16 protein-coding genes are annotated in these 14,196 nt (G+C 47.4%); 3 read left to right on the top strand and 13 right to left on the bottom strand.

The genetic code is table 11. From position 1 onward, the window contains the following. Nucleotides 1-62: 62 nt before the first annotated feature. On the top strand, nt 63-269 hold the full coding sequence (locus tag H6759_05470; protein USN52429.1) for a hypothetical protein: 207 nt from the start codon (nt 63-65) through the stop codon (nt 267-269). Nucleotides 270-639: 370 nt separating this feature from the next. Here the strand turns inward: H6759_05470 and H6759_05465 are convergent, their stop codons facing one another. The 5 genes from H6759_05465 to H6759_05445 all read right to left on the bottom strand — a co-directional run bounded on the left by H6759_05465 (nt 640) and on the right by H6759_05445 (nt 5,507). Continuing rightward, complete coding sequence (locus H6759_05465; protein ID USN52428.1) at nt 640-1,257, bottom strand: hypothetical protein; 618 nt, start codon at nt 1,255-1,257, stop codon at nt 640-642. A 2-nt stretch (nt 1,258-1,259) separates the two neighbouring features. Then, nucleotides 1,260-2,207, bottom strand: a complete 948-nt coding sequence (locus H6759_05460) for a hypothetical protein (GenBank protein ID USN52427.1) — start codon at nt 2,205-2,207, stop codon at nt 1,260-1,262. 72 nt (nt 2,208-2,279) lie between these two features. Beyond that, entirely contained in the window at nt 2,280-4,526 is a 2,247-nt protein-coding gene (locus tag H6759_05455; protein USN52426.1) for a lytic transglycosylase domain-containing protein, read from the bottom strand. A 63-nt stretch (nt 4,527-4,589) separates the two neighbouring features. Next, complete coding sequence (locus tag H6759_05450; GenBank protein USN52425.1) at nt 4,590-4,784, bottom strand: LysM peptidoglycan-binding domain-containing protein; 195 nt, start codon at nt 4,782-4,784, stop codon at nt 4,590-4,592. Nucleotides 4,785-4,931: 147 nt separating this feature from the next. Continuing rightward, the gene (locus tag H6759_05445; GenBank protein ID USN52424.1) at nt 4,932-5,507 is read right to left on the bottom strand and encodes a hypothetical protein; all 576 of its coding nucleotides are present in this window, start codon (nt 5,505-5,507) and stop codon (nt 4,932-4,934) included. A gap of 300 nt (nt 5,508-5,807) precedes the next feature. Between H6759_05445 and H6759_05440 the strand changes: the two genes are divergently transcribed. Further along, on the top strand, nt 5,808-6,389 hold the full coding sequence (locus H6759_05440; GenBank protein USN52423.1) for a hypothetical protein: 582 nt from the start codon (nt 5,808-5,810) through the stop codon (nt 6,387-6,389). Nucleotides 6,390-6,907: 518 nt separating this feature from the next. Next, nucleotides 6,908-7,267, top strand: a complete 360-nt coding sequence (locus tag H6759_05435; protein USN52422.1) for a hypothetical protein — start codon at nt 6,908-6,910, stop codon at nt 7,265-7,267. A gap of 303 nt (nt 7,268-7,570) precedes the next feature. Here the strand turns inward: H6759_05435 and H6759_05430 are convergent, their stop codons facing one another. The 8 genes from H6759_05430 to H6759_05395 all read right to left on the bottom strand — a co-directional run bounded on the left by H6759_05430 (nt 7,571) and on the right by H6759_05395 (nt 14,109). After that, complete coding sequence (locus H6759_05430) at nt 7,571-7,963, bottom strand: hypothetical protein (GenBank protein ID USN52421.1); 393 nt, start codon at nt 7,961-7,963, stop codon at nt 7,571-7,573. 22 nt (nt 7,964-7,985) lie between these two features. Next, complete coding sequence (locus tag H6759_05425) at nt 7,986-8,519, bottom strand: hypothetical protein (GenBank protein USN52420.1); 534 nt, start codon at nt 8,517-8,519, stop codon at nt 7,986-7,988. A gap of 43 nt (nt 8,520-8,562) precedes the next feature. Beyond that, nucleotides 8,563-8,961 carry a hypothetical protein gene (locus H6759_05420; protein USN52419.1) on the bottom strand — a complete coding sequence of 133 codons (399 nt, stop codon included), beginning with the start codon at nt 8,959-8,961 and terminating at the stop codon, nt 8,563-8,565. 137 nt (nt 8,962-9,098) lie between these two features. Beyond that, entirely contained in the window at nt 9,099-9,812 is a 714-nt protein-coding gene (locus H6759_05415; protein ID USN52418.1) for a hypothetical protein, read from the bottom strand. Nucleotides 9,813-9,825: 13 nt separating this feature from the next. Continuing rightward, on the bottom strand, nt 9,826-10,827 hold the full coding sequence (locus H6759_05410; GenBank protein USN52417.1) for a hypothetical protein: 1,002 nt from the start codon (nt 10,825-10,827) through the stop codon (nt 9,826-9,828). Nucleotides 10,828-10,837: 10 nt separating this feature from the next. Further along, a complete protein-coding gene (locus tag H6759_05405) occupies nt 10,838-11,761 on the bottom strand; it encodes a hypothetical protein (GenBank protein USN52416.1) in 924 nt (307 codons plus the stop codon). A gap of 20 nt (nt 11,762-11,781) precedes the next feature. Continuing rightward, on the bottom strand, nt 11,782-13,185 hold the full coding sequence (locus H6759_05400) for an extracellular solute-binding protein (protein ID USN52415.1): 1,404 nt from the start codon (nt 13,183-13,185) through the stop codon (nt 11,782-11,784). A 42-nt stretch (nt 13,186-13,227) separates the two neighbouring features. Next, nucleotides 13,228-14,109 (bottom strand): UTP--glucose-1-phosphate uridylyltransferase, encoded by an 882-nt coding sequence (locus tag H6759_05395; GenBank protein ID USN52414.1) that lies wholly within the window; start codon nt 14,107-14,109, stop codon nt 13,228-13,230. Nucleotides 14,110-14,196: the final 87 nt, after the last annotated feature.

The raw sequence follows: 14,196 nt of genomic DNA, 5'->3' as shown, positions 1-14,196 counted from the left end.
AAACCCTATCACCAACCAGCCGACTTGCCTATCTTGGTACTTCGCGACTACCCTACCGATATATGATGACCAAAGAACAGCTTAAAGCCATGTGCTTTAAAGAAGACGGCGACGTAAGACCGAAGGCAGAATGCCGCGCTGAAATGATTAATAAGCTCATCATCGACGAAATGATGGACATCGACGAAGCTGAAGATCTTATCGATAATAGCCTTCGAGAATTTAACCTCTGGGGCGAACCAACACTTGAAGAATTACTGAAAGACTGAACTTTAACCTCCCCTGTGTCTTTCCTATCGTCACCTCGACCGACCGAGTCTGACGAGGGAGTGGAGAGGTCGCTCAGGGGCTACGTGACCCCTCGACGCCCTGCGCTAGTGCTCCGGTTGCTCGGGGTGACGGGCGACAAGCTAACAAAAAAGTAAATAAAAAATCTCCGGCAAGCATGGGACCGGAGATTTTTTCGAGGATATTATCCTCTGGCTCTCGCGACAAACCGTTGAGAAGTTTCTCGCGAGAGTCAGATGACAATTCGCGAGAACGGTTAGCTGTATAGAACGGAAGGTACTCGGTTCATGTCTATTTCTTACGGGGATTACGGAAGAACGTCAAACGTGAGCAGTGGATAACTTTTTTTCATTAGTGAACACGATAGACGGCGGCACGATCATCCTCATACAAAAGCTCAAATCGTTGGTCGGCTTTAAGGGCGGATTCAAAAGCGGTACCGCGTGCTCGATCAACAAAGACGGCTTTTGATTGCGTCTCAATAGCGATGACTTCATAAGCAGTGCTCGTCGCACGACCAAGGGTAAGCTCAGTATACCGATCAGAAAGTTCAGGATTTTTTGTAAGTAAAAATGTTGGATCTAAACCCGCGACATAACGAATGTCTTGATTCTCTGCCCACAGTATTGGCATATGTGACCAATCCGAATGAAATAGTCGATCACCCGGTTGTAGCTCGTTTTTAATAACACTCATTGCACCAGCATAATAATGAAAAGACTTGTTTTGCGAGTGAGATGTCCAGAAAAGATCTACGGATTGATACCCGAAAATACTTACGAGCGTGATAGCAAAAGTATAGGCATACCGTGGTCGCATGGTCTTTTGTAGTTCACGCCATGTTTTTTTCACATCGATAAGATGAAAGAGTTGCGCCATCAATAAAACAAGTAAAGGTGCAGAGTATTCTACAAAACGTGCACTCTTTAAATTAAGTGCTAATAGAAATATCGTAGGGACCGCTAGCATAATCACATAGCGCATCGCCTGACGGTTAGCAGCCCTTCTAGCAACAAGAAGACCAAAAGCAAAAACCCGAAACACACTAGTAATACATAATACCAAGCAATAGCCGTAAGCGGAGAAATACCATACCATTCATTACCCATAATCACGCGATCATAAGGCGTCGCGATACCAATCTGAAAAAGCTGCACCTTTAAAAAGACAAAGAGCTCAGCCCGGTACGGATGTAACGCAATACCAACAATCGCCCCTAATAGCGTTGTAAAAAAGAGCGCGACCTCACTAAGCCATTCTTTGTCGCAAAACACTCGCCAAAAAGGCACCGAATCAACAGCACATAAATACAAAGCGTGACCCACAAGAAGTGCGCCTTGCGCCAAGATTAGCAATGGCCAACCCGCATGCGATAAAACAAACAACATCATGCTAAAAAATCCAAGCCATCTCGAACGAGAAATCAATGCCGTAACACCCAAAATAAATAACCCAACAGCAAAAGGTGAGGCCTTACCATATGAGAGACGCGCCGTCATCGCAGGCATGGTCGCCATGACCAAGGTCCAAAAGAGCGGTGCTGGTGATTGTAGTTTTTTTAAGCACCAAGCAAAGACGAGACAAAAAAGTATCGCAAAACAGACGGCTGCAATTTGACCACCTAACAATGCACCAAAAACTGCGACAAAAGGAACCAATGCTATATGAAAGAGAAAGTGCTGATTAAAAAATGGGTGTGCAAAAGAAGTCAGATCCAACCAATAAAAATCTTGAATCAATCCTTGCTTCAACATGATCGCCGCCATGGTTGAATGGTAAAACGCATCGGGATCAGAAAAGCTGCCCCATGGCTGAAAACCAATGAACCAAGCCAAAAGAACCGATAAAAACAAAAGCCAGCGCATCCACGTTTTTTGAAAGAGAGAAAAAATCTTTTGCATACGAATCGTGATCATCATGACCTAAAAACACCAAATGAAAAAGCCCCCGATAGCTATCGGGGGCTCATTTCAGTTATCCCTTAGGGGATGTTAGCGACAGCGACCTTGCGATCGCATACGCTCGAGAAAGAACTGGGAGAACTCATCACAGACGCTGTCGTCAAGACGAGCCATCGTCACACGCGACGAATCACGCGTGGTCTCACGCTCGACGAGAACCGAATCCGAAGACTCGATTCGCGGAGCGCGATGACGTCGAGATGGTGCCGGCTCATAATCACGAGCCGTACCTGTACGGAGTGCTTGATACTTTCTCATGACACGACGAGCGTATCGTTGAGCATGTGGTGAATGCATTCCATTACGTCCGCCATTATAGCGAGCCAAAGCACAACGAACGTCTTGATGGCACGCATCCAGATTATTCCGGAGATAGAGCGTACCACCCATGATGTTTTGTTCAGGATCATGACGATCATGAACACCTAGCCCGCGTGCCGTACCAGGCATAAGCTGCATGAGACCGACTTCTCCACTCCCCCCAACAATGTTGGGATCAAAGCCGGACTCATGCTTTGCTACCGTCCAGATCAAGAGCTTGTCAACGCCATGGCGCTCACTCGCTCTCACGATGATCTCGTTGTACGGTGACGGCGGAAGCCCACCCGAAGCAACATTCGCATCAAGCGACGCGTACATTGGCCCCGAAGGAGTCCGTTGTATTGGAGCGGGTGCTTGCTCAGGTGCGGATGAAGGCGCTGGATGAAATCCCCGCTGTTGACGAGGACTCTCCACCGCTGCTCCAACACAAGAATCTGAGCTCTTAAATGCCCAGCACCACGCTCTTTGAAAGATCGTGCCGCCAGGAACCGGAGCAAACTCGACCGGCAAATCTGCCGCAATCCGACGAGAGGCTTCGTCACCCCCTTGTCGAGCGGGCCCACAGCCTGGACCATGGTCCGTAGAGCTTTCTCCATGATCCTTGATCCCATTGAGACAATGAAGCGCCTCTCCTGGAGGATGTTCATACCTGTCAAAATATGAAGCCACAGGACGGATCTCCATACCGGTCGCGTTAGCGACACCAATGCCAGATACCGCGAACAATAGAACGAGAGCAATGACCCCCGCGATTTGCGGAAGCGTAAGCTCAAGCCCCTTGTGCGCAGCAAAGCCCCAATTCTTGACCTTTATCAGGACAAAAACCGAAGCGGCGCTGATGAGCAATCCGCTTGTCGCGAATTGCAACACGTTCATGAGCGACCCACCAAGGATGCCTACGCTTGGTCGCGTATGCAAACCAAAGACAAAGAGCCCGATGATGTGCAACACATAGAAGAATACCGAGAGGGCGTAGACAAAACGCTCTCCTTCGTTGATGCTCTTCTTTGCTTCTGCAGCAAACGTTCCGCCTTTACGTAGCTTGGTATTTTGGTAGATCCCAAAGATCAACAGGCCAGCAATACACAATCCTGCGACCGGCAGATTCAGAGTTGCTGCCAAGATCATAATGATCGGAGCAGCAAACTGGTCCATGAGTTTCATCCCGTCGTCCAACCTGGTGAAAAGCATTTTGAGCTTATCCACCAAGCTACCCGGCAAGAGATCCCCGACATTGGCTGCCGTGATCCCCGGCAGGACCGGATCAAGAATCGCACGCGCGATTCTACCAGACGCTGTTTCAACCCACTTGCTGGGCGCTACGACAAATACGCCGATAGTGCCAACGGTGAGCCTCAACAACGACACGCCAAAAACGTACGTGATGATGCCGACGGCCATGACCGACCAGATAAATGCCACCGATGTACCGTAAATCGCTCCCGTTAAGAAGGCGATCACGATAAGGAGCAATCCCTGACCGATAAGAGCCAATGGGAAAGTCACCAAATCAACGACAGAAAATCGATCACCATGACCGAAGTTCACAATCATCGCATCCGAATCAAGAAGGGCATTGAGCTCGCTTGAGCTAAAGGCACAACGTTTCGGAGCCGTAGTCTGCGCCACACGAGCCAAATCAGCATCAAGGTGCTGGGCACAATGATCAGCGCTGACATCAACTCGTATGACAAGCACACGAGCGGCAATACACCCACAACCATCAGCAAAAAGCTGTGTGAGGATGATGAAGGTGTACAAGGGTCGCAACATGGCGACACCGTTGTAGTTGAGCAAACGCACAACTGTGCGAACACTCATTCTCCCCGTGGCACTTGCAAGCCCCGTCAGAACCTTGAACTCTGCCATGTAGGCTTTGAGTCCTAAGAAGATCCCGAGAAAGGATAGAGCCGCTAGGCTAATGTCCTCAAAGCGCGCTTTCAGTCTTTCGTTCATGATGTTCTCCAATGTTGAAGTGTGGTTTAGCCGAGTCGCCTAAGGAGACTGGCCGTGAGTTTTTCAGCTTGTCGAATTGGATCCGTAAAATGGTCCCTGTACGACACGAAGTGTTGCACCAACCGCTGGCTGATCACCCTGTTTCAGGTGATTCATGTTACGAACCGTATGCTCTTCAATCTGATACTGACTCGCAATTGAATCGATAGTATCTCCTGGCTGAACGACATAGTCGATAATATCTCGACCATGGTCCAAGCTGAGCTTATCCAGCTCTTCTTCTGCACGAGCCTTTAAGCCGTTCCATACAGTTCGGCTTCTTTGGCTTCTCAGGAGGATTCACCAGAGCCGCATCTTTCAAGACACGGACAAGCTCCTTGTAGGCCATGTCCTGCTTGCCATTCTTCAAATACTGAATGACAAGAAACAGATGCTGCTCTTCGACAACCAACTTTTTGGCGGCGTCGTAGAACTGTTCATACTGAGCTTGTGTGCTCCCCCTTGTTGAAGTGAGATGAGCATACGTACCATGTAAGCGCTATCGCTCGATGGCAAGTTTGCGATCCTCTCAAAGAGGTTCGCTTTGCTGATGATGCTCGTGGGCCGTTTTGCCTCACTAGCAACGATCGCTTCGTTCAAGAAGCGTTGGATGTCCATGCGGCGAGCATCACGATCCGCGTTTGGATTTTGACCATACGCACGCAAGGACTCACCAAAGCTTTTTACAAAGCTTTGTCCCGCCTCTTCGCTCAGCGTACCGCTGAACAAAAACTTGGGGATCATCGAGAAGTAGTAGATCTGCTGCTCAGTGATCTCTCCATCAGGCCCACCGAGGAGCCTAAGGAGCTGATCCTTGAGTGACGCAGGCATCACGGTCAAAAGATTCACGCCAAATTTTCTGGCGAGAAACTCGACCATGAGCTCGAGCGTGTCCTTGCGGAATTCACTCAAGCCACTATTCTTACCCTTGCCTTTAGCCATTGTGCCTCCTTGGCTTGATTGACGTGAAAACTTCACTATTTTTTGTTAAGTTGTGAAGTTACGATGGTATCCCCGGCAGCTTGCCGAGAACACGCAAATATACGATAAAATGACTGTTTTGTCAAGTAAAACGAGACAGAATAAATGTTGCGTTATTCATTGACAAAAGTCACTATTTTTGGTATATTAGAGGGTCAGGAGTGAGAGAGATACGGTATCTTTTCATCACCCTGTCGACACCTTCGACAACAAAAGACAAATTTCGCTAGTTTAAGCAAAAAACCTAGCAAAGGAGAACTCATGGAAAAGCTAACGTTGAACGGTTTCATTAGGTTCTTTGGCTTCGTCGCCTTGGCGGCGCTCTTCATCTTCACGATGCAGGGCTGCTACAACGCCGCTAGCAGCAATGTACGAAGCCCGTACGGACGCAGCAGCACGCGACAGGTCTGTGTGGCTGGGAATTGCCACACGGTCTCTAACCAACGGCAATATGCCACGGTTGAAACCCGAGGCTACAACCAATGCGTTGTCAGCTTCACAGCTGACAATGACGCAGGTCTTGCGATTTGCGAAGCCGGTGTTACCGGTTGCCGCTACTCGCAGGTCCAAATCATGGACGCGTGCACACTCCGCGCCGGTGCGCTGAATGGGTCACAATTCGGCATGATGCCCTTTGGGCAATTCATGCCGTTGTACACCAGCGGATACTTCAATGGCATGACCGCCAACTACAGCATGCAGCGCCAAGCGGTGCTGTACGGACCACAGGTTCCAAACTTGCCTCCGGCTTCGCAAACGCGAGCTGGCATGAGCGAAGAGGAGCTCGAAGCCGAGCTTGTGACTCGTGGCGAACAACGTGCAGCCGCAAGGGCTGCGCAGTGACTCACCCTGACCACGTAACGCAAGCATTGCTTGTTGTTACGTGGTCGTCCCTCTCTAGTTTAGAGAGGGAACTCCAAAAATACAAAAAAAAGTTAAAAAATGTACAAGTTCTTTCTCGTCACCATGACGATGCTCCTTCTCGTTTCCTCCACCGCCTTTGGGCAGGAGGATCCGCTCGTTCGCGCTCGGGAGACGTATACACGTCTTCATCGAGCGGCTCCTCTCCGCCTGTCATGCACCTCAGTGCACGACGGTGAGTGGGCGTACGCGCGTCACTCCTCGAAACCTTGAGCAGTATCAGGAAGCGAACCGCTTCTTGGTCGCGGGCGCTCGCGCCTGCCTCGTGGACTGTACGTGCAACGTGCAGGGCGCCACGACGCCGAGCTACTGCTCCACCGAGCAAGCAGCAGCACCAGCTGCTGCTGCTGCTGCGCCACAGACCACACCGGCGGCACCTGCTCCAGCACCCGCTGCGAGCACACCTCCAGTGGCTGCGACGCCTCCCTTGTTCCCCGTACATGCCCCAAGGCATGTTTCAGGGATGGAGTTATGCTCAGCTTGGGTACTGCCCAAGTACTTTTGAGACAACTCGTCTCGCGAGTACGGTGGGGATTTTTGATGCGACCTGGTATTCGCCAGGCTCACGTCGCACCATCGACCCTAGCTTAGCTTCCGGCGGCACGCTACAGGCGACATCGCCTGTAGCTATTACTGTTGAAGTTAGACCGTCCATGTACTGGATGGTAATAACGGTCAACGGAAGGAGAGGCTCTCCTACTCAGAAATGGGCGTCCCCAGATGGCCGTGCAGCAAATGCAAGGCGGCGGCCATTGTGTCCGCAGCGCGCTTGCCAGCGCACACAGACACCAGCTTCGTAATGGAGCTGGAGGGGAATAGCCCGACGGTCGAAATTGGGGTGTACCTATACCTACCTACGGCCAGCGGGGCTCTTGGAGCTCTGATGCCTGTATCGCGCAGTCGAGTGCGCAGGTATCAGGTAGCTGACTTGATCAATCAGCGAAGTCAGCTCACCATCAGCTCTACTGATGGTGGCATGAATACAGATATTTAACTGTCTGTAACTGACTAAAGTCCGGTGACTCTCTCGAAATCTTTCGAGATTGAGTCCCAGGCTTTTTATCAAAAATCACTCAGTATTGAGTGATTTTTCTTTGAGGTAATTATGTTAACTTTACAAGCTGATCAATAACAAAGGTAGAAATCGCGTATGCTGAAACGATAATAACAAGACCAATAACAGCATTCTTGATACGAGCCTTCGCTGTTTCTACGCCATCTTTTTCACCACCAGCACTCATCCATTCCCAACCTGCAAGGATTATGTAGAAGAGAAGAACGATACCCATGAACCCAAGGACCACATTGATAATAGTACCAATCATTGTTGATAAATCACCGGTACCTAATCCTGATGCTGTTTGCACCTTGCCTAATTCTTGTTGAGCGGAACCACTACTACCAAATGGGTTACCTGCAGCATGGACAACTGTACCAGTGAGCGCTGTACCAACTGAGGTAGTTAGCAGTACTGCTTTTGAATAGAAATATTTCATAAATGTTAAGAGTGAGAGTTAATTATCCACCAAACAGTCTCCAAATGAAGGAATCTGTCCCTTCTTGCTGAGCTGGAGGGTTATCGTTATTTGAAGACGCATCACTGCCCGAGCCTCGTGGTTGCCCACCAGCAGAATCATCTTGAGTAGGAGCTGGCACTTCTTGAGCTGGATTACCGAGAGTTCCTAGTGTCTCTATAACGAAAGCCGCAAATGCATAGGATACCGTGATGACCACTAGGCCAGCAACAGCATTCTTTATCATCGACTTCGCGTTCTTCACGTCGTCTTCTTTATCGGCGGTCATCCACTTGAAGCCAGCGTACATGACGATGAGCAACAGGACGACGCCAAGAAAACCAAGAACGATATTTATGACATTCGCAATAATCGTAACGACACACTCTGTACCTGAACAACCGGTACTGAGGCCGGTTCCGGCTGCTGCTGTTGTTAATCCGGTGTTGGCCGGAGTAAGTTGAGCAAACGTGACCGCCGGCATGGCAAGCATGATTGCCGTCACGAAGGCGAACACTGTTTTGATAGTTCGTTTCATGAAAGGATTGCCGGCGGTACGCCGGATTATATATACAATGGGACTAGATATCCGAAGTTGCGGTAAGTAACTGGCTAATCACAAAACTTGTGATCGCCCATGCTGAAAGGATGATAGCAAGACCGATAATACCAGAAGTGATAAGTTTCTTCGCTTCGTCGGTTTTCGTGTCGTTGCCTCCTGATACCATGTACTTAAAGCCACCAATGAGCACTATAACAACTGAGATAAGACCGAGAAAACTAAGAGCAACGTTAATAATACGTGCAGCCGTTTGACGGACGTCACCTGAGCCAAGTTTGATATCGTTGCTAATAGCTCCGACGCCAAGATCATTAGCGTTTAAAGTACCTTGTGCAAAAGTAGTAGCTGGTAATACTAGAACGGCTGCAAGAGCAGTCGATGCAGCAAAAGCAGCGAGTTTTTTTATACGAGGGGTCATGCGTAATTCACCTCCTTTCTCATGTTAGATAGATCGTCCCACTGAATGTTTGGACGACACAAAAAGTATACCATAGTCACCGAAATATCAGTAGAACATCGTGCAACTCTTTTGTTATACCAAGCTCAATAAGTGCCTTATGGGGTAACCGAGCCCGACGAGCCTGCTGCTGGAGGACTCCTGAGAACGCTATTTCCGACATTAAATACGGTCGTGACGATTGCATAAGAGAGTGCCACAATAGCCATACCAATCACCGCGTTTTTAATAGAGGCTTTTGCTTTAGCGATTTGAGATGTACTAGATCCTGGCTTATCTCCTGAACCTGAAAACTGTGAACCGGCCGTCATCCACAAAATACCGGAGTAGATGAGCATCGCCAAAAAAACAGCGCCAACAATTCCGAGAGCAAACTTAATGATGCGACTTATAAAACTATTTATCGTTGTATCGTTACCAACAGGGCTTTGGTAGCCAAATTCTGTAGGGCTTCTAAAGGTAGGAACATCCCCTCCGCTTGGTGAAGGATCTGGCCCCGGTGAGGGCGCTTCTTCAGTACCGGCACGAGAGTTAGAAAACTCAACTTGAAAGAGGCTGTATTGCCCTTGTGTACAATCTTGATCTGTTGGACAAAGACCAGAGCTTACCAATGCGCCACGTACCGCTTCAAAATCATCAGCACCACAGTCATTGTTTTGGTTATCATCAATATTTGCGCAAGAATCATATCCTTCTCGGCTAAAAAATTCTGTAAATGGATTGTCTGACGCATACACGGCAGTAAAAGAACCAAATCCAATCATGGTAATTGCTACCAACAAGAACGTTTTTATTTTTTGAAAAAATAACATAACAATTTATAGCTTAAGTTAATAGACTAAAGAAGGTTGAGACAATAGCGTAAGAGAAAATCAACAATAGTATTCCTAACGTAGCGTTTAATAAAATGGTCTTTGCCGTACTTAATTTACCCGTATCACCACCCGCCATCATCCAGCTAAAACCGCCGTAGACAAACATCAGTAATGCGCCGCCCCCTACCACGCCTAGCATCATTTTTATCACACGATTAACAATATCAACGATGGTTGTAGCGCCTGAAAGCGGGTTAAACAAACGAACGGTTGGAGCTGGGGTAGTTGTACGTGGGGTTACTGAATCTGAACCATCAGGAACAGAGCCTTCTGCCACAGAACAGTCAGAGGATCCTGAATAATTCCTGTAGGTCATTTGGTACTGTTTTGCAGACCCGCCGGCAATCGAATTACATAATGCACTACATTCATCTCTCTCTGTAAGCGGCACTCTTACTTCTTGAGCGCCAATTCTTTTGGGAGTATCTCGATGCAGTGTACAGCGCGTACCAGTTTCTCCTGCAGCTGCTGGCTGGCTGCACCAGCAATAGTTACCGCACTTATTACTATTTGTTGTGCCTCGATAATCTTTATACTGTGGCTCAAAATGCCGACGGACTGCCACAGCGCCACCCTCAGAACATCTAGAATCACAAGCCGCGCTATCATTGGCAGCAAAAAGCACCTTAGGGACACAGCTCGTTGAGTTTCCTGGAACGGAGCACCAACAAAAATTCGCATTATAAGAAAATCCCCCAGCACGAGCCTCACCTGTTTGAATATCCTTTTCTCGTGCTTCTAAGGTGCTGCCTGTTTTATTGTTTGCAACAATATATTCCATACATGCAGTTAATGCTTGAGTTTTTCCAATGACAGGTACAACTCTATTAAAATCATTAACGATGATAGTATCCCCCGCACAAAGAAAAGGAACATTCTCAGCATGAGCACGTAACGGTATAATAATAAATACGCTTAAAGTTAAAGCGAGCGTAATGAGAGCGTTTTTCATAACGTAAAAATTAGCGTGCAACATAGGTGTCTGGAGTGCCTGCTGGGCAGCAATAATTGGTAGCTCCTGTGCAAAGACTTTGACCTCTTGGCGAAGGTCTACAACCCATACTCTCAAGAGCGGCACTATAAGCAGCATAATCTGTTGTTCTAGGGACATTACTGATTTGCACACAAGTTAATCCCGATGGCTGCCCATCTTCTCTTGTTGCACATGCGCTACTCGTGGTAGGCGCTCCACCTCCGGTTACTTGACCGCTACGTAAACCATTGTAGAGGTAGGTTGTTGCAACACCTGCAAGCGCAATAATCACCATACCCGTTGTTGCTTTAACGAGCATGCTCTTTGCTTCTTTGACCGTGCCAGCGTCCGGCGCGAAGAAGATAAGTCGAAACCCCGCGTACACAAATATCAACAAAAAGATCGCGCCAGATATACCAAAAAGAAAGTTAGAAAAATTTACGGCCATGGTAACCATACCATCTAGTCCACAATTACCATCAGAAACACACGATGGGAGCGCGAGTCTACCTACGCCTCCCGTTTGACCTGTGGTACTAGGACCCGTCGAGCTTGCATCACTCCCCCCGGTAACATTAAGAGAAGCGCCTATAGATGGCTTACAGCACATGACTGTTGCTGCCCCCGGACATAGGCCTGATACACAAGAAGCTTGTCTTTGTGCTTCGGGGATACTTGAAACGTCACGACAAGAAAAAGCGGATGCAGGAACCTCGGGTGTGACGAGATTAGCGATTGTTCTTCGCTCTGCATTATTCATTCTACTATTGGTAGATTCTCCGCAACCATCACCAATACCTGTTGAAGCTGGTGCAGGATCAGCCTGTGCAAGACTTATTTGAGGATTGGTAAATAATCCTAAACCTAATATGGCAAGCGAGAGGGCAAACGTCTTTGAAAGCGCACGTAGCATATGTGCGCCAGTGTATCATGTTATTGAATCGTCTGCGAAATCACATCGGATGCACGACGCACCGCTTGATTGATTGGAGCTCTACCCGCAACAATATCATCAATCATCGACTGCAAGGCATCTTCTGTAGCGGTGATATTTTTACCGCGATACCAATTTGTCGCTGTTAGAACTTGCGAGGCAAATACACCAATACGCTCATCATTTAATTGCTCCGTAAGCAAAGCCTTTCGTGAAGCAGGACGTTTTGCGATAGCGAGCATCGCTTTTTGTTGATCTGCTTTAGACAGATACGTAAGTAATGACCAACTTAGATCCTGCGAAGCGGATTTTTTTGCAACGGCAAAATACCAATAGTTCGCAATATTAACAGGTGGTCTACCGCCTATTTGAGGTAGTTTTGTAATACCGAGATTTAAACGAGGCGCACGTGCACGGATCAAATCACCGTGATACGCATAGCCAAAGAAAAAGGCGGTTTGCCCTTGGATAAAGGCTTCGTACGAATTTGGTTGCTTAGCATCCCAGGTATAGGTGTCTTTATTTGGATTTGCAAAATCTGTATAGAACTCAAGCGCGCGATATGCCGGCGGAAACTCTACCCCAGTCAAGCCTGCAGGAATACGGTCAAAGGTAGGGTAACCGAAATCATCCGCCATCACAGTACCATTTTGCATCATAAGTGCAGCGATAATATCCACACTTCGCTCAACATTAGCGGATGTACCAATACCAGCGGCTGTTCTTGTGAGATTACCGTCAGTATCTATCTGTGTGAGCGCCTTCGTTTGTTCGGTAAATTGTCCCCAATCCTCAGGTGGCGTTGGGATATTAGCCGCATTTAACAAATCCTTATTGTAGTAAAGCGCAAGTGTATCAATACCGACTGGTACACCCATAGCACGTTCTTCGTTTACCGGTTTGTCGGTCGTACCAACGTTGACGGTACGAACAAGATCACGAGCAACCGTATCAGCAAATTGATTTTTGATATCAATAAGTGAAACCGTAGGCTCAGCACGTAACTCCCATGTCAGTTGCGGTCTCACACCACCCGAAGTAACACGATAGGCCGTAGAAACCTGCTTAGGCATTGGGGTAATCTTTGATAAGTACTCCCCTGTCCAAGTATTGTGGATTAAAAAGATGTCTGGTCCACGGTCTTCGGCAAAATTATTGAGGAGCTCATTTTCATACTCTTCTAAACGAAAACGCTTATACTCAATCGTGACGTTTGGATGCAATTTGCGCCATGACTCTATCGCCGGCTGATAGACATTATAGTCATCAACAACTCCCCAGATTCTGAGGGTTACAGGTTTTGATGCATTAACGGTTGCTTGTGGTAAAGCCTTTGTACAACCTTGACCAGTAATCGCAAGAACACCCAAAAGAGCGACCGCTTTCTTTAAAGAAAAAGACATATGACAACAGTATAACAAAAAAAGCGTTTACACGCTTTTTGCTTACTTACCCAATTCTTTTTTGAGCATTTTCTTTACACCTTCTTTTAGATCTGGCCGCTTGAGGGCAAAAGCAATATTCGCTTCAAGCCAACCAAGCTTAGAACCTGTGTCATGATAACGACCGTCTAGCTCTACAGCATACATAGGCCGCTCTTTCATAAGCTCAGTAATAGCATCCACCAAAATATATTCGCCATTCACTTTATTCTTTTTAAGCTTAGCCAGGTGTTTAAAAATATCTGGCGTTAAGATATAGCCACCAACGGTCGCTAACAATGATGGCGCCTTTTCTGGGCCAGGCTTTTCAATCATCCCTTTTACTTCAAAAACACGTTTACCGAGTTTTTTTCCGGGTTCGATGATGCCAAATTTCTTCGTCCCCTCTTTATCCGTCTTTATAGATGCAAGCACAGGACCGCCGTATTGTTCATACACATCTAACATCTGCTTTAAGCGGGGTGTTTTGCAATCAAAGACATCGTCACCAAAAAGCACCGCAAAGGGCTCGTCGCCAATAATATGCTCAACGTTTTTTACCGGTGTCGCATTGCCATAAGGGCCTTTTTGGCGAACATAAATAAAGTTCGCGAGTTGAGAAATCCCTTTTATTTCTTCTAGAAGTGATTTTTTGCCTTGCTTCTCAAGCCATCGTTCGAGCTCTTCATTATCATCAAAATGATCTTCAACGGGGCGTTTCATGTGGCTCGTTACCAAAATGACATCCTCAATACCTGCTGCTACCGCCTCTTCAACAATATATTGAATAACGGGCTTATCGATAATTGGCAACATCTCTTTTGGCGTTGCCTTTGTTGCAGGTAAAAATCGCGTACCAAATCCAGCTACCGGAATAATGACTTTGCGAACTTTTTTTGGTGTCATAGTTTATACAGAATAATTCAGCGTATTCAAACTGTGAAGCGTTCATCAAAAGAGAGAGACGATATATATCAACATGATGTTTTTCAT

Source organism: Candidatus Nomurabacteria bacterium, from assembly GCA_023898425.1.
Classification (GTDB): Bacteria; Patescibacteriota; Patescibacteriia; order 2-12-FULL-60-25; family 2-12-FULL-60-25; genus HK-STAS-PATE-2.
Note: the sequence above shows the minus strand (reverse complement) of the source record. Positions and strands in the feature narration are given on the sequence as shown.

What these genes read in the sequence shown, in the direction of transcription:
- H6759_05470 (USN52429.1), top strand. Translation starts at nt 63, where the DNA reads ATGATGACCAAAGAACAGCTTAAAGCCATGTGCTTTAAAGAAGACGGC.
- H6759_05465 (USN52428.1), bottom strand. Translation starts at nt 1,257, where the DNA reads ATGCTAGCGGTCCCTACGATATTTCTATTAGCACTTAATTTAAAGAGT.
- H6759_05460 (USN52427.1), bottom strand. Translation starts at nt 2,207, where the DNA reads ATGATGATCACGATTCGTATGCAAAAGATTTTTTCTCTCTTTCAAAAA.
- H6759_05455 (USN52426.1), bottom strand. Translation starts at nt 4,526, where the DNA reads ATGAACGAAAGACTGAAAGCGCGCTTTGAGGACATTAGCCTAGCGGCT.
- H6759_05445 (USN52424.1), bottom strand. Translation starts at nt 5,507, where the DNA reads ATGGCTAAAGGCAAGGGTAAGAATAGTGGCTTGAGTGAATTCCGCAAG.
- H6759_05440 (USN52423.1), top strand. Translation starts at nt 5,808, where the DNA reads ATGGAAAAGCTAACGTTGAACGGTTTCATTAGGTTCTTTGGCTTCGTC.
- H6759_05435 (USN52422.1), top strand. Translation starts at nt 6,908, where the DNA reads ATGCCCCAAGGCATGTTTCAGGGATGGAGTTATGCTCAGCTTGGGTAC.
- H6759_05430 (USN52421.1), bottom strand. Translation starts at nt 7,963, where the DNA reads ATGAAATATTTCTATTCAAAAGCAGTACTGCTAACTACCTCAGTTGGT.
- H6759_05425 (USN52420.1), bottom strand. Translation starts at nt 8,519, where the DNA reads ATGAAACGAACTATCAAAACAGTGTTCGCCTTCGTGACGGCAATCATG.
- H6759_05420 (USN52419.1), bottom strand. Translation starts at nt 8,961, where the DNA reads ATGACCCCTCGTATAAAAAAACTCGCTGCTTTTGCTGCATCGACTGCT.
- H6759_05415 (USN52418.1), bottom strand. Translation starts at nt 9,812, where the DNA reads ATGTTATTTTTTCAAAAAATAAAAACGTTCTTGTTGGTAGCAATTACC.
- H6759_05410 (USN52417.1), bottom strand. Translation starts at nt 10,827, where the DNA reads ATGAAAAACGCTCTCATTACGCTCGCTTTAACTTTAAGCGTATTTATT.
- H6759_05405 (USN52416.1), bottom strand. Translation starts at nt 11,761, where the DNA reads ATGCTACGTGCGCTTTCAAAGACGTTTGCCCTCTCGCTTGCCATATTA.
- H6759_05400 (USN52415.1), bottom strand. Translation starts at nt 13,185, where the DNA reads ATGTCTTTTTCTTTAAAGAAAGCGGTCGCTCTTTTGGGTGTTCTTGCG.
- H6759_05395 (USN52414.1), bottom strand. Translation starts at nt 14,109, where the DNA reads ATGACACCAAAAAAAGTTCGCAAAGTCATTATTCCGGTAGCTGGATTT.